17 protein-coding genes are annotated in these 16,308 nt (G+C 58.9%); 9 read left to right on the top strand and 8 right to left on the bottom strand.

From position 1 onward, the window contains the following. Nucleotides 1-62 precede the first annotated feature (62 nt). Genes ACP4QI_RS02330 through ACP4QI_RS02340 form a run of 3 tightly spaced genes read left to right on the top strand, consistent with a single transcriptional unit; the run spans nt 63 to nt 2,386 of the window. Nucleotides 63-596 (top strand): hypothetical protein, encoded by a 534-nt coding sequence (locus tag ACP4QI_RS02330; protein ID WP_426495463.1) that lies wholly within the window; start codon nt 63-65, stop codon nt 594-596. Then, entirely contained in the window at nt 589-1,056 is a 468-nt protein-coding gene (locus ACP4QI_RS02335; protein ID WP_426495464.1) for a helix-turn-helix domain-containing protein, read from the top strand. Before ACP4QI_RS02330 ends, ACP4QI_RS02335 begins: the two co-directional genes overlap by 8 nt. Continuing rightward, nucleotides 1,040-2,386, top strand: a complete 1,347-nt coding sequence (locus tag ACP4QI_RS02340; protein ID WP_426495465.1) for a type II toxin-antitoxin system HipA family toxin — start codon at nt 1,040-1,042, stop codon at nt 2,384-2,386. The genes ACP4QI_RS02335 and ACP4QI_RS02340 overlap by 17 nt, the downstream gene beginning before the upstream one ends. A 58-nt stretch (nt 2,387-2,444) precedes the next feature. Here the strand turns inward: ACP4QI_RS02340 and csiR are convergent, their stop codons facing one another. From csiR to glaH, 5 genes are read right to left on the bottom strand one after another with little or no spacing between them, the layout of a single operon-like run. Beyond that, nucleotides 2,445-3,128: a DNA-binding transcriptional regulator CsiR gene (gene csiR / locus ACP4QI_RS02345; protein ID WP_426495466.1), complete on the bottom strand. Its 684-nt coding sequence runs from the start codon at nt 3,126-3,128 to the stop codon at nt 2,445-2,447. A 45-nt stretch (nt 3,129-3,173) separates the two neighbouring features. Next, nucleotides 3,174-4,457, bottom strand: coding sequence for a 4-aminobutyrate--2-oxoglutarate transaminase (gene gabT / locus ACP4QI_RS02350; RefSeq protein WP_426495467.1), 1,284 nt, complete (start codon nt 4,455-4,457; stop codon nt 3,174-3,176). Nucleotides 4,458-4,471: 14 nt separating this feature from the next. Continuing rightward, nucleotides 4,472-5,920: an NADP-dependent succinate-semialdehyde dehydrogenase gene (gene gabD / locus ACP4QI_RS02355; protein ID WP_426495468.1), complete on the bottom strand. Its 1,449-nt coding sequence runs from the start codon at nt 5,918-5,920 to the stop codon at nt 4,472-4,474. A gap of 23 nt (nt 5,921-5,943) precedes the next feature. Then, nucleotides 5,944-7,212 carry an L-2-hydroxyglutarate oxidase gene (gene lhgO, locus ACP4QI_RS02360; RefSeq protein WP_426495469.1) on the bottom strand — a complete coding sequence of 423 codons (1,269 nt, stop codon included), beginning with the start codon at nt 7,210-7,212 and terminating at the stop codon, nt 5,944-5,946. A gap of 11 nt (nt 7,213-7,223) precedes the next feature. Then, complete coding sequence (gene glaH, locus ACP4QI_RS02365; protein WP_426495470.1) at nt 7,224-8,201, bottom strand: glutarate dioxygenase GlaH; 978 nt, start codon at nt 8,199-8,201, stop codon at nt 7,224-7,226. 349 nt (nt 8,202-8,550) lie between these two features. Between glaH and ACP4QI_RS02370 the strand changes: the two genes are divergently transcribed. The 6 genes from ACP4QI_RS02370 (at nt 8,551) to ACP4QI_RS02395 (ending at nt 13,381) form a co-directional block, all read left to right on the top strand. After that, complete coding sequence (locus tag ACP4QI_RS02370; protein ID WP_231313190.1) at nt 8,551-10,032, top strand: APC family permease; 1,482 nt, start codon at nt 8,551-8,553, stop codon at nt 10,030-10,032. Nucleotides 10,033-10,064: 32 nt separating this feature from the next. Continuing rightward, nucleotides 10,065-11,489, top strand: coding sequence for an aminobutyraldehyde dehydrogenase (gene patD / locus ACP4QI_RS02375; RefSeq protein ID WP_426495471.1), 1,425 nt, complete (start codon nt 10,065-10,067; stop codon nt 11,487-11,489). A 120-nt stretch (nt 11,490-11,609) separates the two neighbouring features. Then, nucleotides 11,610-11,894 carry a hypothetical protein gene (locus ACP4QI_RS02380; RefSeq protein WP_426495472.1) on the top strand — a complete coding sequence of 95 codons (285 nt, stop codon included), beginning with the start codon at nt 11,610-11,612 and terminating at the stop codon, nt 11,892-11,894. Between the two features lie 11 nt (nt 11,895-11,905). After that, complete coding sequence (locus ACP4QI_RS02385) at nt 11,906-12,298, top strand: hypothetical protein (protein ID WP_426495473.1); 393 nt, start codon at nt 11,906-11,908, stop codon at nt 12,296-12,298. Between the two features lie 226 nt (nt 12,299-12,524). Further along, entirely contained in the window at nt 12,525-12,980 is a 456-nt protein-coding gene (locus ACP4QI_RS02390; RefSeq protein ID WP_426495474.1) for a hypothetical protein, read from the top strand. Next, on the top strand, nt 12,956-13,381 hold the full coding sequence (locus tag ACP4QI_RS02395; protein ID WP_285127469.1) for a FosA8 family fosfomycin resistance glutathione transferase: 426 nt from the start codon (nt 12,956-12,958) through the stop codon (nt 13,379-13,381). Before ACP4QI_RS02390 ends, ACP4QI_RS02395 begins: the two co-directional genes overlap by 25 nt. Before the next feature lie 52 nt (nt 13,382-13,433). Here the strand turns inward: ACP4QI_RS02395 and ACP4QI_RS02400 are convergent, their stop codons facing one another. Genes ACP4QI_RS02400 through ACP4QI_RS02410 form a run of 3 tightly spaced genes read right to left on the bottom strand, consistent with a single transcriptional unit; the run spans nt 13,434 to nt 16,303 of the window. Next, nucleotides 13,434-14,255 (bottom strand): alpha/beta fold hydrolase, encoded by an 822-nt coding sequence (locus ACP4QI_RS02400; RefSeq protein ID WP_285127468.1) that lies wholly within the window; start codon nt 14,253-14,255, stop codon nt 13,434-13,436. A 30-nt stretch (nt 14,256-14,285) separates the two neighbouring features. Next, the gene (locus ACP4QI_RS02405) at nt 14,286-15,896 is read right to left on the bottom strand and encodes an MFS transporter (RefSeq protein ID WP_426495475.1); all 1,611 of its coding nucleotides are present in this window, start codon (nt 15,894-15,896) and stop codon (nt 14,286-14,288) included. Beyond that, nucleotides 15,893-16,303 carry a DoxX family protein gene (locus ACP4QI_RS02410; protein WP_426495587.1) on the bottom strand — a complete coding sequence of 137 codons (411 nt, stop codon included), beginning with the start codon at nt 16,301-16,303 and terminating at the stop codon, nt 15,893-15,895. Before ACP4QI_RS02410 ends, ACP4QI_RS02405 begins: the two co-directional genes overlap by 4 nt. Between the last annotated feature and the right edge of the window lie 5 nt (nt 16,304-16,308).

A 16,308-nucleotide genomic window follows, 5' to 3' on the forward strand; every position in this document is an offset into this window, starting at 1 on the left:
GGAGTGATCAATATAAACCTTTTACCATAGCGTGCATATTATTCAGAGGCGTCAGGTGACGTATGTTTTTACAAGGAATGTGGACATCAATCAGGATCGTACTTTTGTTTATTGTCATGCTAGTTGTCGCATGGGTGGTGCCCTATGAAGATCTCGTGGATAGCTTCATCTATACGCACATTAGCTACACTGATGCCGGGAAGATAGCGAAAAAGGTATTGGGCGAACCCGATCCTGAACCCTATGATTCAATCAGCAGTTATATAAGCCTTGTCATCAACACGTTAATTAGCGTTCCTTTAATGGGTGTGATTATTAGCGCTTATAACGCTATTACTCGTAACACAAAGCCTGCTGAGCTTCCAAAAGAGTGGGCGTTATCCACATTAAGGCGGTTCGGGAAAATAGCTCTTTTCACCTTTTTGTTTTGGGCGCTGCTCCGTTTGCTGCCTTGGCAAACTCTCTCTCCCAATAATCAAACTTTTACAGCCTTTACTGCAGTCGCGTTTTTAGTTTTTAACCTGTTTTTGACGTCAATTTGCTACCGGTTTATCACGAAGAATGTCACCAATCAAAGGCGCTTTTACCATGGCTGATCCTGCTTATATGTGGCTTAAGGGTAGTAGGGAGGCTGCCAACAAATCCTGTTTGAAAAACGAACAAATGCACCTTAAAATTAGCATTAACTCTTTAGTGCGTGTTTTAAGGTGCAAAATGAAGCGTACGCAACAGGATTTACTCACTTCGGAATTAAGCCGCCAGCTATCTGACCTGGGCTATGGGCTGGCGCAAAGTCGTATTGCGCGAAAAATTCCGCAGTCAGAAGTCGCGGTACGCGCCAACATCAGCCGTAACACAGTCAGTCGTATCGAGAATGGCGACCCCGGTGTCGCTATCGGCCAGATTTTGCGTTATCTCGATGTGGTTCGTCCCGGTGCAACGCTTGCGGATGTCATCACGAAGGAGGATAACGCCGTACAGGCCGTGGAGAGCCTTCGTCGTCCCCGTCGCGCACGGCCATTAAGTGACAAGGAGTTGGATGAATATGATTTCTGAGAACACGTTGCTGATACATGCATTTTTACCCGGGGCAACAGAGTCTGTCCCGGCCGGAAAATTGAATTTACAGGAGGAGGGGACTGACCTTCGGTCATCACGTTTTATCTATGGTCTTAAATACCTGAAACGAAACGGTGCGATAGAAGTTGATCCTGTTGGGCTGGGTATGTTGCAGGGCCAGCAGGTCGCAAGGCAGGCGTTATTTGCGCAGGAGTCGACGTTGTTTGGCGGGATTCGGGATGCAGCGCCAGATGCCTGGGGACGACGGGTTATTGAAGCTAAAAAGCGGGTTCCGGCGAATTCATTACCTGAGTCTGTCTACCTGCTTGAGGCTGGGCCAAACCGAACGGGTGCCCTGGATATCACCTATGATGGACAGCCATCCAGAAATCTGGAGGCATCGGCGGATATAAAGTCTCTGGGGTATCTGTTTGATGCCGCGGAGAGAATCGAGAACGGCGCGCCTTTACCTGCCAATCTGCATGGCATATTTGACGCAGGTTCCAGCATGGGCGGTATGCGACCAAAAGCGACGGTGGTTGTGGAGGATGGTAGTCACTGGCTAGCGAAATTTTCTTCGCGTACCGATCGTGGATTCTGTTATCCGGCTATAGAACACGCCACGTTACGACTTGCAAACGCGGCAGGACTTCAGGTTCCTGAGACCCGCCTTGAGGAGATAGGGCCCGGGCGCTTTGCGATGTTGATTAAACGTTTTGATCGCGTGGGCCGGGGCGAAAATACCGGGCGGCGCCATTTTGTCTCTGCACTTACCTTAATGAATATTCACGAAATGGCATCTATAGAAAGCAGCTATGCGGACCTGGCGGATGCCATGCGTCGACACCTTGGCGCAGCCCATCTTTCAGACGACCTGAGGGAGCTGTACCGCCGAATGGTATTTAATATCCTGGTGAACAACGATGACGATCACCTGCGTAACCATGGTTTTGTTTTGATGGAATCGCCTGCGCAGGCCCCTGTGAAAGGGAAGCAGGAGCCGCAGGAGAAAATGACGCTGGCGTGGCGAATCAGTCCGCTCTATGACGTGGTGCCTCGCCCGGTGCATTCCCATCATCGTCGTCTGCACTTAGGAGTTGGTGCATATGGTAAAGAGGCCACGCTGGGTAATGCAGTTTCCTGGTGTGAGCGCTTTGGAGTAAGCCGTGCTGATGCAATTGCCGAGATTGATCGCATCTGGCGCGTGGTCAGGGAGTGGCGTAACCATTTTGAGGAATTCGGTGTAGCAGGCGAGGATATCGATGCCATGAGTTCGGCATTTTTGCATGCCCGTTACTTGGGCGGCGCGGATATTGGGGTGGCTTAACTGCCTCTGAAAATGCACCTTAACCCGATAACGCCTGTTTTAAGGTGCACTTTCCTCATCAGGTCCCCAAACCCACCCCCATCGCCCCCCTAATTATCGGAATCGGCGTCAGCAAGTGCTGATACATCAATTCCCCTGCCAGCACCCCATCCCGCGCCAGCACCGCATCCATCAGCTTCTGATGCTCCACATGCTTCTCTTCTAACATCGCCACCGACAGCACAGTCTTCCGCAGCCACACATACCGATACCGTGCCGCCAGGTCAAACAGCCGCTCCCGCATCTGCATCAAATACCGCGACCCACACCCCACCACAATCGCCGTATGAAACGCCTGATGACGCTGATCCCACTCGTCCAGCATCGTCTCGCTGGCGTCACGGGATTCGAGCTTGTTCAGCAGATGCATCCGGGCGAGAAGGTCGGCTTCCCACTCTTCGCCGCCGCGCTCTATAGCGAGGCGCACCAGCATCGCCTCCATATTGGCGCGTGCGTCAAAGATATCGAGCAGCTCCTGTTCGGACATGGGTGCCACCCGGTAGCCCTTCTGGTTAATGACCGTGACCAGCCCCTCGGCAACCAGCTGCGAGAGCGCTTCGCGCAGCGGGCCGACGCCCAGTTCATACCGGGAGGTCAGCAGGCTCATCCGCAGCTTCTCATCCGGGTGATACACGCCGCGGATAATGTCGTTCTTCAGCCAGCGGTAGCCGTCGATGGCCGTTGCCTGGGAAATGATGGTCATGGTCGTGCTCCTTGAATACGGCCCGGCCTGCACCGGGCGTAAAGATTAACCCTGCTTCGCCTCGTCAAAACATTCGGCGATAATCGCCAGCCCCTGCTGAAGCTGCGCCTCTTCCACGGTCAGCGGCACCAGGATGCGCAGCACGTTGTAGTACGGGCCGCAGGAGAGCAGGATCAGCCCTTTGTCCCGCGCCCGGGCCACAATCTGCGCCGTCAGGGCGGCGTTCGGCTTATGGTGGTCACCCTCTTCAAACAGCTCGATGGCGATCATCGCCCCCAGGCCGCGAACGTCGCCGATCTCAGGGTGTTTTTCGGCGATAGCCAGCAGGCCTTCGCGCAGGGTGTTACCCAGCTTGTTGGCTTTGCCCAGCAGATCCTCCTGCTCGAAGACCTTGATTACCGCCAGCGCGGCGGCGCAGGCGATCGGGCTCCCGGCGTAAGTGCCGCCCAGTCCGCCCGGGGCGATGGCGTCCATCACTTCGGCGCGTCCGGTGACGCCCGCCAGCGGGAAGCCGCCAGCAATGGATTTGGCGAAGGTGGTGATATCCGCCGCGACGCCCATCTGCTCCATGGCGAAGAAGGTCCCGGTGCGGCCCGCGCCGCTCTGCACTTCATCGGCGATCAGCATGATGCCGTGCTCGTCGCACAGGTCGCGCAGACGCTGCATAAAGGCCGGGGAGGTGGCGTAGAAGCCGCCTTCACCCTGCACGGGTTCGATCACGATGGCGGCGATATCTTCCGGCGCGGCATCGTTCTTGAAGATGCGATGGATGCTGGCGATGGCGTCGTCATCGCTGATGCCGTGCAGGGCGCAGGGATAGAGCGCGCGATAGACGTGGCCCGGCATCAGCCCCATGCCCGCTGAGTAAGGATTCACTTTCCCGGTGAGCGACAGGGTGTAGTGGGTGCGGCCATGATAGGCCCCGGTAAAGGCGATGGTGCCGTTGCGTTTGGTGGCCGCGCGGGCAATTTTCACCGCGTTCTCGACCGCTTCGGAGCCGGTAGTTACCAGCAGGGTCTTTTTCGGGAAATCGCCCGGCACTTTCTGGTTCAGGGTTTCGCAAAGCTCCAGATAGGGTTCATAGGCCAGCACCTGGAAGCAGGTGTGCGACAGCTTTTTCAGCTGCGCTTCCACGGCGCTGACCACCTCCGGGTGCAGATGCCCGGTGTTCAGCACCGCAATCCCTCCGGCGAAATCAAGATACTCACGGCCTTCGACGTCCCATACCCGGCAGTTCTCGGCGCGGGCGGCAAAAATCGGGTGGATCTGACCCACGCCGCGGGGTACGGCATTGCTACGACGCTGCATTAACTCTTTGTTGGTGCTCATTGGATGCTCCTGAATTAAAGGCCGATGCACATATATTTGATTTCTAAGTAATCTTCGATGCCGTATTTGGAACCTTCCCGACCCAGGCCGGAGGCTTTAATGCCGCCAAACGGGGCCACTTCGTTGGAGATAATCCCGGTGTTGATCCCGACGATGCCGTACTCCAGCGCCTCGCCGACGCGGAACACGCGGCTCAAATCACGGGCATAGAAGTAGGCGGCGAGGCCGAACTCGGTGTCGTTAGCCATATGGATAACATCGGCTTCATCTTTAAAGCGGAACAGCGGCGCCAGCGGGCCGAAGGTCTCCTCTTTTGCCACTTTCGCATCACCGGGTACATCTACCAGAATAGTCGGTTGGAAGAAGTTGCCGCCGAGTTTATGCTGCGATCCGCCGGTAATAATCCGCGCGCCTTTCTCCACCGCGTCGGCAATGTGTTCTTCGACCTTATCCACCGCCTTGCTGTCGATCAGCGGCCCGATGGTCACGCCCTGGGTCAGGCCGTCGCCGATCTGCATCTTCTCCACCGCCTGCTGGAGTTTTTCGGCAAAGCGATCGTAGACGCCGTCCTGCACGTACAGGCGGTTGGCGCAGACGCAGGTCTGCCCGGCGTTGCGGAACTTCGAGGCCAGCGCCCCTTCCACGGCCTTATCGAGGTCGGCATCGTCAAAGACAATAAAGGGCGCGTTGCCCCCCAGCTCCAGCGAGACCTTTTTGATGTCCTTCGCGCACTGGGCCATCAGCTGGCGGCCTATCCCGGTCGAGCCGGTAAAGGAGAGCTTGCGCACCAGCGGGTTGCCGGTCAGCTCGTTGCCGATATCGGACGCCGAACCGGTCACCACGTTAAACACCCCTGCCGGGATCCCGGCGCGTTGCGCCAGTTCGGCCAGCGCCAGCGCGGAGTAGGGGGTCTGGCTGGCGGGTTTGAGGACCATGGTGCAGCCTGCCGCCAGGGCCGGACCGGCCTTGCGGGTGATCATCGCCGCCGGGAAGTTCCACGGAGTGATGGCAGCGGTCACGCCAATCGGCTGCTTAATCACGATCAGCCGCTTGTCCGCCTGATGGCCCGGAATGGTATCCCCATAGACGCGTTTCCCCTCTTCGGCGAACCACTCTATAAAAGAGGCGGCATAGCTGATCTCGCCCTTGGCTTCCGCCAGGGGTTTGCCCTGCTCGAGGGTCATCAGCTGAGCCAGATCGTCCTGGTTCGCCATCATCAAATCGAACCAGCGGCGCAGAATGTTGGCGCGCTCTTTGGCGGTGAGGGCTCGCCAGGCGGGCAGGCCGCGGTTCGCCGCCTCAATCGCCTCGCGGGTCTCGTCGGCACCCATTTTCGGCACGCTGCCCAGAGTCTGGCCGTTCGCCGGGTTGGTCACGGCGAGGGTCTCACCACTGTGGGCGTCGCACCACTCTCCTTCTATATAAGCCTGCTGGCGGAATAAGCTGGGATCGTTGAGTTGCATGGTGGCTTCCTGTCTCAGAATGATTAACGGGTAAACGCGGCATGTAAGGTCTCCACACTACCGGCAGCCCGCAGTGAACGCCCGGGGTTGTGCTGGCTGGCGAGCAGGGTCTGAACCTTGCTCACAATATGCGCCCCGATGGGGATCGCCGAGGTCGCCGCCGGGGAGGGGGCATTACAGGTATGGATGGTGCGCGGCGTGGTGACAAATAAAAAGTCGTCGATCAGCTTACCTTCTGGCGAAACTGCCTGCGCCCTCACACCCGCAGGCCAGGGGTGCAGATCCTTCACCGTCAGCCCCGGGCAGTACTTCTGCACCAGCTTCAGATAGCCGCTTTTGCACAGCGAATTTTTCATCTCGCCCAGGCCCGAGCGCAGGTTGTTCTGCACTACCCGGCGAATGCCCGTCGAGCCCATAATTTCCAGCATATCGGACAAGGAGAAATCGCCCTTGCGGTAGCCCTCGCGCTTGAAGGCCAGCACCGCGTTCGGCCCCACCGTCACGCTGCCGTCGATCATCCGGGTGAGATGCACGCCGAGAAACGGCATCGCGGGGTCGGGGATGGGGTAGATAAGGTGGTTGACGATCCGGTCGTGCTCCGGCGCGAGGCGGAAATACTCCCCGCGGAACGGGCAGATGATAAACCCGGGGTCGATGCCGAGCATCTTCACCAGCCGGTCGGCCATCAGCCCGGAGCAGCTGATTAATGTGGTGGCTGCAAAATCGCGTCCGTCGTGGGTGTGGATCACCACCCGGTCGGCGTGCTCTTTCAGGGCGCTGACCTCGGCGCGATAAATCACTTCTCCGCCCTTCGCCTGGAAGCGGCTTGCCATCGCCGCCGCCACCTCGCGATAGCTGACGATCCCGCTGGAGGGGACAAAAATCCCGCCCAGCCCGGTGATGTTGGGCTCGCGCTCGCGCAGTTCGGCGGCGCTGAGCCATTCGCGCTCGATGCCGTTGGCGGCGGTGCGGTCCCACAGGGCCCGCATGCGCTCCATCTCCAGCGGAGAAGTGGCTACCAGCATCTTGCCGCAGGTGTCGTAGCGGATGTTGTGTTGATCGCAGAAGGCTTTGGTCGCCCGGTTGCCCGCCAGGCAGAACTGCGCCTTCAGGCTGCCGGGGGTGTAATAGACCCCGGCGTGGATCACCCCGCTGTTGTGCCCGGTCTGGTGGCAGGCCGGGCCCGCCTCCTTCTCCAGCAGGGCGATGCGGGCGTCCGGGTAGAGTTCAATCAGCTGCATGGCGGTCGACATGCCGATAATGCCGCCGCCGATAATCACGAAGTCATACATCCGCTCAATTCCTACTGATGAGTCTGATAGTGGGTGGTGGCGTAGCTGATATACCCGCGCTGGCGCATCAGCTCCCGGCGCAGATCCGGATGCGGGGTGAAGCGATCCCGGCCGTGCAGCCAGAACATATTGTTGATCAGCAGGAATTTACCCACCGGTACCGGAATGGAGACGATGTTTTTGCTGCCCTCCAGCGCGTCAGAAAGTTCGCTTAACCAGACGCCCTCTTCAAAATCTTTCGGCTGGACGAACTGATCGATATAGCGCATCACCGGGCGGCCCTGCTGGTCGACGTCAAACACCGGGTGGAACACATCGGCGGCGACGTTTTTGCTCGGCGGCGCGGTCCAGCGCAGCGGGCGACGGGCCAGCGGATGGCTGAAGAAGGTATCCAGCGACTCCCAGTCGTCGAGGTGCAGCAGCAGGGAGTTGCCGCCCTGCATGTTCTGCTCGTCGATCTTCATCATCAGCACGTAGTCGGTGACTTCGTCGACGAAGGTGCCGTCGTTGTGCAGCTCCAGCACGCGGTGGGGCTGGCGCAGATAGCTGTCGGAGTTATCAACGTTTTTTACCGTAAAGCGGGCGTAGTACTGGCCGCTCATGGCGTCGTAATTGGAGCGACCGATCAGGTGCGCGACCGCGGTGGCGATCTTCACCATCTCGTCGGCCTGAGTGACGTTATCCACCCCCTCGGCGGAAATCAGCAGCGCGCCCTGGTCACGGCTGAGCATCGTGTTCAGCAGCAGGGGCTGGAGCTGGTTGCCGCACAGGTCATCGAGGATCTTCGCCACCCGAAAGCGCAGGAAGGATTTGTACTCCAGGGCCTGAACGGGCCACTGCTCCACCTCCCGCAGGAACTGCTGGGTAACCTCCGCTGAGAACGTCAGCTCCAGCAAACGCGGAGACTGCACGGATGTCGTGATGCTGAAACCGGTGATGGTCCGGGACAACGCCTCGTCGGGCTGTTTTACGGCGGTAAGTGCATTCATCAGAATCAATCCTCTCAGAAAGTTTCAGGAGCAGGGCAGTGCATTTCGTAGCCATAAATTAAAAATATCTACATTTTGACGAAATGGGCCTGTTCATGAGTGATTGTTTGAATTTTGTGATGCAGGCGTGAAAAACAGCGAAATGGCGGGGAAAATGCGTCTCCAGGGCGGGATCTTAAAACCTCACGTGATGCGGCTCACGGAAAATGCCGGTTATCCTTAACAAAAACGTGACATATCCATACAAATCTTAACAAATCGCGAGGGCAACGCTGTACGGCCTTGAGGCGCTCTTCTATACCTTGATTCGTGTTACCTGCGACTCAACCCCATCACAGAGAATAAACGTATGGAACAGACTTCTGGCAAGAAAAGTGAAGCAATTCATAGCGATAATACACAGCAATTTCACCGCTCCATCGGCCTTATCTCTAACTTCTCGCTCGGGTTCACCTACCTCTCGCCGCTGACGGCGGTCTACTCCCTGTTTGCGCTGGCTGTGACGCTGGCGGGGCCGCCGGCCATCTGGTGGATCCCGATTGTGGCCTGCGGACAGCTGCTGGTGGCGCTGGTGTTTGGCGAAGTGGCGTCGCAGTATCCGATTACCGGCGGTCTCTATCCCTGGGCGCGTCGCCTGTGGGGCCGGAAATATGCGTGGATCGCCGCCTGGATCTACCTCTGGGCGCTGGTGGTGACCATCACCTCGGTGGCGGAATATACCGCCACCTTCGTCGGATCGCTGTTCGGCTTTGAAACTTCGGCCGGCAACATGCTGATCACCTCGGTGGTGCTGCTGCTGATGATGATGGCCATCAACATGTCGGGGACCAAAAACCTCGCCCGGGTCGCCCGGATTGGCTTCTGGTGTGAAATTGTCAGCGTGATTGCGCTGGGGATTTATCTGCTGCTGTTCCATCGCGCGCAGCCCTTCTCGGTAGTCTTCGACTCGATGGGGGTGATCGCCAAAGACGGCAGCTACCAGCCGGCATTTATGGCGGCGGCGCTGATCGGCCTGTTTATGTTCTTCGGCTTTGAAGCCTGCGGCAACGTGGCGGAAGAGGTGAAAAACCCGAGCAAAAAGATCCCGATTGCGATGATCCTCAGCATCGTGTTTGGCGCCCTCTCGGCGATGGTCTCGATCCTCGGCTACCTGCTGGCCTCCCCGAACCTGATGAATATCGTTAACGGCCAAATTGCCGATCCGATCCCGGCGATCCTCAACGAAGCCCTCGGCGAGACTGGCGCCACGGTGTTTATCATCATCGCGGTGATCGCCATGCTGTCGTGCATTCTCTCCCTGCAGGCCGCCTTAAGCCGCCTGATCTTCTCCTTCTCCCGCGATCAGATGCTGCCGGGTAGCGCCTGGATGTCGAAGCTGTCGAAAAACAGCGTCCCGGATAACGCGATGATCGTCAGCTGCCTGCTGCCGGTGCTCATCTGCGTGTGGGTCTACTTCCAGCCGGATAACCTGGCGCGCATCACCGCCTTTGCGGTTATCGGCATCTACATCTCCTTCCAGATGGTGGTGCTGGCGGCGCTGCGCCAGCGGCTGAAGGGCTGGAAACCGGCCGGGGAGTGGAGCGTCGGCGGCTGGGGCATGCTGGTCAATATCCTGGCGCTGGCCTACGGCCTGTGCGGGATCTGGCTGCTGGCGCAACCGGCCGAGAGCGCCAGCTTTATCGACCGCTGGACGGTGCTGGTGGGGCTGGCGGTAGTGGTGATCTCCGGTCTGATTTACATGGCGCTGGCCCGTCCGTTCGGGCGCTCAAACGCGCCGGAAAATGACGCGATCGAGCATGCAAAACGGCTTAACGCAGGACAACCTCTGTAATTTCCCGGAACATAAAAACAATGGAGTCGGCTATGCAAGACAACTTATTGATCAATGGCGAACTGATTGCGGGTTCAGGTGAGAAGCAGCCCGTCTACAACCCGGCCACCGGCGAGGTGCTGCTCGAAATTGCCGAAGCCAGCCCGGAGCAGGTGGACGCCGCGGTGCAGGCCGCCGATCGCGCCTTCCGCCAGTGGGGCCAGACCACGCCGAAAGCGCGCGCGGAGTGCCTGCTGAAGCTGGCGGATGTGATTGAGCAGAACGCTGACACCTTCGCCAGACTGGAGTCGCTGAACTGCGGCAAACCGCTGCACTGCGTGCTGAACGACGAGATCCCGGCCATTGTCGATGTGTTCCGCTTCTTTGCGGGTGCCACCCGCTGCCTGAACGGCCTCGCCGCCGGAGAGTACATGGAAGGGCACACCTCAATGATCCGCCGCGATCCGGTGGGCGTGGTGGCCTCCATCGCCCCCTGGAACTACCCGCTGATGATGGCGGCGTGGAAGCTGGGCCCGGCGCTGGCGGCCGGGAACTGCGTGGTGCTTAAGCCGTCGGAGATCACCCCGCTGACCGCCCTGAAGCTGGCCGAGCTGGCAAAAGATATCTTCCCGGCCGGGGTGATTAACGTCCTGTTTGGCCGGGGTAAAACCGTGGGCGACCCGCTGACCGGCCACGACAAGGTGCGGATGGTCTCCCTGACCGGCTCCATCGCCACCGGGGAGCACATTATTTCCCATACCGCGCCGACGATTAAGCGCACCCATATGGAGCTGGGCGGCAAAGCGCCGGTGATTGTCTTTAACGACGCCGATATCGACGCGGTGGTCGAAGGCGTGCGCACCTTCGGGTTCTACAACGCCGGGCAGGACTGTACTGCGGCCTGTCGTATCTATGCCCAGAAAGCGGTCTATAACACGCTGGTGGAAAAGCTGGGCGTCGCCGTCGCCAGCCTGAAAATGGGTGCCCCGGAGGATGAGACCACCGAGCTCGGGCCGGTCAGCTCCGCCGCCCATCTGACCCGCGTCAGCGAGGCGGTGGAACGCGCCAAAGCCCTGCCGCACATCCACGTGGTGACCGGCGGAAGCGTGGCGGGCGGCGGCGGATATTACTATCAGCCAACCCTGTTGGCCGGGGCGAAGCAGGAGGATGAGATCATCCAGCGCGAGGTCTTCGGCCCGGTGGTGAGCGTCAGCATGTTCGACGACGAAGAGCAGGTGCTGGAGTGGGCCAATGACTCGCAGTACGGCCTGGCCTCGTCGGTCTGGACCCGTGACGTGGGCCGTGCGCACCGCATGAGCACCCGCTTACAGTATGGCTGCACCTGGGTGAATACTCACTTTATGCTGGTGAGCGAGATGCCGCACGGCGGGCAGAAGCTGTCCGGTTACGGCAAGGATATGTCGATGTACGGGCTGGAGGATTACACCGTGGTACGGCATGTGATGGTGAAGCACTGATTTTATTACGCGGCGGCAATATCCTGTGATGTTGCCGCCGAGACTGTTATATACATTCTATATGGATCATTTTTATCTCTCTCTATATACTTTACATATAGTTTTATAGAGAGGTTAATTATGCCCACCCCAACACGTACTGCGCCGAAAAAATTCCTGTTCCAGCTCCGTTCTGTTGATAACGAATTTGGCGTCAGCGAGGAGACCTTTTCCCGACTGATGGCAGAGCTCTCCCTGAACCAGACCGAGTTGGTCCACAAGGCGTTACGCAACCTCGCCAAAGAGGTACTACCCGCCTACCAACAGGACGATGGCCCGCTGTCCGACGCACAACACGCCGCCGTCAAAAAACTGTCTGGCCTCGACATTTCAGAGGACGATCTGGACTCTCCATTATTTAAATAAGCAGGACGCTTATGATTAATAATTACCATCCGTTACCGGCAATCGGAGACATCATCTGGTGCAGGTTTCCTCAACATGAGGATCTGGGCCATCCGGGGCCAAAAGCGTGCCCCGGCCTGATTTTGAATGTCTTCCCGGATCTGCATGCCGTGCTGATTGTTTATGGAACCTCCCGGACGGACCACGTTTATCAGGGCGAGTTCGTCATCGACGATCAGCTTGATACGGCAGGACTAAGCTGGCCGACAAAGTTTGATCTTAACCGGCTGCAAAAATTGCCGTTTAATACGGAGTGGTTCGCGGTTGCGCCGGGCGTGGAGATCAATACGCCGTTACCCAAAATGGGGGTGATTCCACCCGTGTTTATTCCTGTGATGCGTGCCGCCTGGGCGAAAAGAGGGTAACCGGCATTGCCCGGCGGCGCTCCGCTTGCACGGGCCTACAGGGAATGCACCGGATTTTAATATCGCAGGCTTTTGTAGGCCGGGTAAGCGCAGCGCCACCCGGCAGCTTGTCGGGCGAAAATCCTAATAATATCAGGCGATATAGACAACGATAAAACAGAGTACGTACCATCAGGGCACTCATTTATAAGGATATAAGTTATGTGTTCACAATCAGATATCAGGGATGGTGTTTATTTTTAGTAGATCCCTCATTGCTATATCCATCACCGCATTAATCCTCTGCGGGCTATTTATCTCCCTCATCGCATCCAACATAAACGAGATGACGGTCTACAAAGAAACCGATCGCTATAACTATTACTCTCTCACATATGAAGAAATTCAAAACGCGCCAAGAATCTCGCAAAATTATTATTTCGAATTTCAACCCGGCGACGGATATGCGCCATCAAATGCCATCATTTTCAAAGACGCCATCAATCCAGAACCGCTTCGCACCTACCTCGTAAAATTAGGGTACGTCAGAGAGCAACGCAGGCTGCGTGGAATGGAAGTGTGGTGTCAGCCGAATAAGGAGGGGAGAGGCCCTCTCTATTTATACGTCGATAAACATGCTAAAGAAGTGAGGTTAGCAAAAATCCAGGATCAGCCCCCATGCTCCACGCCCTCAACCACCTGACCCTCGCCGTCAGTAATCTGCCCGCCAGCATTGCTTTCTGGCGCGATCTTCTTGGCCTGCGTCTGCACGCCGAATGGCACGCCGGGGCCTATCTTACCTGCGGCGAGCTCTGGCTCTGCCTGTCATATGATGAAACGCGAAAATTCATCCCGCCGCAGAACAGCGACTACACCCATTACGCCTTCTCCATCGCACAAGAGCACTTCGCAGCGTTCACGCAAAAGCTCCAGGACGCAGGTGTTATCGTCTGGAAGGAGAACAAAAGCGAAGGGGAGTCGTTTTACTTTCTCGACCCGGACGGGCACAAGCTGGAACTGCACGTGGGGGATCTGGCCGCGCGGCTGGCGGCGTGTCGGGAGAAGCCTTACGCGGGAATGGTTTTTACGTCGGATGAGGATTAACAGGGAAAGTAGGCCGGGTAAGCGTAGCGCCACCCGGCATTAAGCGCTGAACTTAAAGCGACTTCACAAACGTCAGCAGATCTTCATTCAGCTGGTCCTGATGGGTCAGCGCAAAGCCGTGCGGCGCGTTGTCATACACCTTCAGTTCCGCCTTGCTAATCAGCTCTGCCGCCACTTTACCGGTAGTTTCAAACGGTACGATCTGGTCGTTGCTGCCGTGGATCACCAGCGTCGGAACGTCGACTTTCGCCATATCCGCACGGAAGTCGGTTTCGGCGAAAGCAGTCACGCAGTCGAGGGTGCCTTTCAGCGAGGCCAGCAGGGCGATGTTCAGGGTCTGGGTCAGGCCGCCTTCAGAGACTTTCTGCCCGGCGTTGATGCCGTAGAACGGGGTGGCGAAATCGCTGATGAACTGGGCGCGATCTTTCAGCAGCCCGTCACGAATGCCGGCGAACACCGACTGATCCACGCCCTGCGGGTAAGAGTCGGATTTGCCAAAGATCGGCGTCACCGCACCCAGCAGCGCCAGGCCTGCCACACGATCGGTGCCGTAAGTGCCGATATAACGGCTCACATCGCCGCCGCCCATCGAGAAGCCCACCAGCGTCACGTCGCGCAGATCGAGCGCGGTGATCAGGTCGTTGATGTCGGAGGCAAAGGTGTCGTAGTCATAGCCATTCCACGGCTGATCCGAACGGCCAAAGCCGCGGCGGTCGAAGGCGATGGCGCGGAAACCGCGTTCCGCCAGATAGTTAAGCTGGCTGTCCCACATGTCGGCATCCAGCGGCCAGCCGTGGCTGAACAGCACCGGTTTACCCGCACCCCAGTCTTTGTAATAAATCTGAGTGCCGTCTTTCGCTTTAATCGTCGCCATAGTCTCTTCCTCAAAGTGTTGTTTTAGGTTTTAAACCGGCGCTACCAGGTAGCGGGTCGCCGGAGGTGCATCGCCCTGATGAAAAGCCAGCACGCGGCTTTGCAGCAGGTGGTCATTCATGGTGTGGCGCTCCTGCAGGCGCAGGTGTTCCACCCAGGAGCCCATCAGGAAGGTCTCGACATAGAGACCCGGCTGGTCGATATCTTCATATACCGCCCAGCTGATGGCACCCGCGCGGCGGCGCACCCGGCGCAGCTCGTGGACCGCCTGCAGGAAATCGCTGGCCGCTTCAGGATCGATCAGGTACTCGCAGGAGACCAGCACCGGGCCGCGCTCGTTGGGGATGCTCTCCCGCGCGTCGTCGGCAATCAGGCCGCTGGTATCGAGGTTCAGATTGGGATCTTTCTCCAGCTTCCAGCGCAGCACCGTGGCGCTGGCCAGCAGCATCCCGACCGTCGCCACGCAGAGTGACGTGGCGGTGTTAACGTGGGAAGCAATCTGTCCCCAGATGGCGCTGCCCGCGGTCATCGAGCCGAAGAAGACCGTCAGATAGACCGCCAGCGCCCGGGCTTTTACCCAGCGGGCGGCGCTGCGTTGCGCCCCGAGGTTGAGGGTGGAGAGCACTGCGATCCACGCGAAGCCGGTGAAGAACTCAAACAGGTTCAGCAGCCAGAAGTGGCGCACAAAGGCCAGGGCCAGCATGGTGATGGCGAAGACCAGGCTCGCCGCCACCATCAGCCGATCGGCGTTCAGGTGCTGGCGCAGACGCGGCAGCAGCACTGCCCCGGCAATCGCCCCCAGCCCGATACAGGCCAGCATAATGCCGTACCCCGCCGGGCCGAGGCCCAGCTCCCGACGCGCCACCAGCGGCAGCAATGCCCAGCCCGCACTGGCGAAGACGAAGAATGCTACGGTGCGGATCAACACGTTACGCAGCACCGGGGCAGCGTGGACGTAGCGCACCCCGGCGCGCACCGCCGAGAAGAAGTGCTCCGGCGGCAGGCGCTGCACGGATGCCGCAGGTTTCCAGCGCCACAGCACCCAGGCCACGCCCAGCACCGACAGGGCGTTGAGCATAAACACCATCCAGGGTCCGGCCAGCGAGAGCAAAAAGCCCCCCAGCGCCGGGCCGATGGCGCGACTGATGTTGACCCCCAGCGAGTTCAGCGCCACCGCCGGGCCCAGCTCCGCCTTGCTGACCAGATCCGGCACCACCGCCTGGAACGGCGGCGAGCTCATGGCGCTACCGACGCTCAGCAGAAACGCCGCGGCCAGCAGCACCGTTGGCGTGACCTGCCCGGTAAAGGAGAGGATCGCCAGCCCCGCGGCGGCAATAAACATCCACAGCTGGGAGAAGAGCAGGTACTTACGCCGGTCGACGATATCCGCCATCACCCCGGAGGGCAGGGCGAAGAGGAACATCGGCAGGCTGCTTGCCGCCTGCACCAGGGCGATATCCAGCGGATCGGCGCTGAGGGTCAGCATGCTCCAGTTTACCCCCACGTCGCTCATCCACGAGCCTACGTTGGACACCACCGTGGCGATCCACAGCATGCGGAACACCCGCTGGTGCAGAGGCTGCCAGGTGGACATCGTCGGGGCAGGCGGATGCTCCACGTGCGCGTCGGTGATCTGGGTCATGCGAATCTCTCCGTGGCCCGCGAACGGACCCGCCACGCGCCGGGGCCGGTGATCGCCAGCGTAATGAAGACGATCAGCAGCAGCCAGCCAAACTGGCCTTCGGCAATCGACCAGCCCGGATGCACCACCAGCATCGCCACCAGCAGCACGGCAACGATCGGCACGCAGGCCAGCCGGGTCGCCACGCCGAACAGGATCAGGATCGGGCAGATCACCTCGGCGACGATCGCCGGGATCAGGCTGAAGTACGGCCCGAAGCCAAAGGGATCTTCGATCCGCGTCAGTTCTTCGCTGAAATGCACGATCTTCGGCAGGCCGTGCACGTACAGCAGCAGCAGGCTGCCGGTGATCCGCAGGAAGAACAGCCCCAGGTCAATCCGGGGCAGGGTCTGTTGAGTTGAGTTCATCATGA

This window comes from Leclercia sp. TB492, assembly GCF_049974505.2.
GTDB classification, from domain to species: Bacteria; Pseudomonadota; Gammaproteobacteria; order Enterobacterales; family Enterobacteriaceae; genus Enterobacter; species Enterobacter adecarboxylatus_C.

Bases quoted from the DNA above. Each gene is read 5' to 3' on its own strand.
- ACP4QI_RS02380 (WP_426495472.1), top strand. From the start codon at position 11,610: ATGCCCACCCCAACACGTACTGCGCCGAAAAAATTCCTGTTCCAGCTC.
- ACP4QI_RS02400 (WP_285127468.1), bottom strand. From the start codon at position 14,255: ATGGCGACGATTAAAGCGAAAGACGGCACTCAGATTTATTACAAAGAC.
- ACP4QI_RS02410 (WP_426495587.1), bottom strand. From the start codon at position 16,303: ATGAACTCAACTCAACAGACCCTGCCCCGGATTGACCTGGGGCTGTTC.
- glaH (WP_426495470.1), bottom strand. From the start codon at position 8,201: ATGAATGCACTTACCGCCGTAAAACAGCCCGACGAGGCGTTGTCCCGG.
- ACP4QI_RS02335 (WP_426495464.1), top strand. From the start codon at position 589: ATGGCTGATCCTGCTTATATGTGGCTTAAGGGTAGTAGGGAGGCTGCC.
- ACP4QI_RS02390 (WP_426495474.1), top strand. From the start codon at position 12,525: ATGGTGTTTATTTTTAGTAGATCCCTCATTGCTATATCCATCACCGCA.
- ACP4QI_RS02395 (WP_285127469.1), top strand. From the start codon at position 12,956: ATGCTCCACGCCCTCAACCACCTGACCCTCGCCGTCAGTAATCTGCCC.
- patD (WP_426495471.1), top strand. From the start codon at position 10,065: ATGCAAGACAACTTATTGATCAATGGCGAACTGATTGCGGGTTCAGGT.
- gabT (WP_426495467.1), bottom strand. From the start codon at position 4,457: ATGAGCACCAACAAAGAGTTAATGCAGCGTCGTAGCAATGCCGTACCC.
- gabD (WP_426495468.1), bottom strand. From the start codon at position 5,920: ATGCAACTCAACGATCCCAGCTTATTCCGCCAGCAGGCTTATATAGAA.
- ACP4QI_RS02340 (WP_426495465.1), top strand. From the start codon at position 1,040: ATGAATATGATTTCTGAGAACACGTTGCTGATACATGCATTTTTACCC.
- lhgO (WP_426495469.1), bottom strand. From the start codon at position 7,212: ATGTATGACTTCGTGATTATCGGCGGCGGCATTATCGGCATGTCGACC.
- ACP4QI_RS02330 (WP_426495463.1), top strand. From the start codon at position 63: ATGTTTTTACAAGGAATGTGGACATCAATCAGGATCGTACTTTTGTTT.
- ACP4QI_RS02385 (WP_426495473.1), top strand. From the start codon at position 11,906: ATGATTAATAATTACCATCCGTTACCGGCAATCGGAGACATCATCTGG.
- ACP4QI_RS02370 (WP_231313190.1), top strand. From the start codon at position 8,551: ATGGAACAGACTTCTGGCAAGAAAAGTGAAGCAATTCATAGCGATAAT.
- csiR (WP_426495466.1), bottom strand. From the start codon at position 3,128: ATGACCATCATTTCCCAGGCAACGGCCATCGACGGCTACCGCTGGCTG.
- ACP4QI_RS02405 (WP_426495475.1), bottom strand. From the start codon at position 15,896: ATGACCCAGATCACCGACGCGCACGTGGAGCATCCGCCTGCCCCGACG.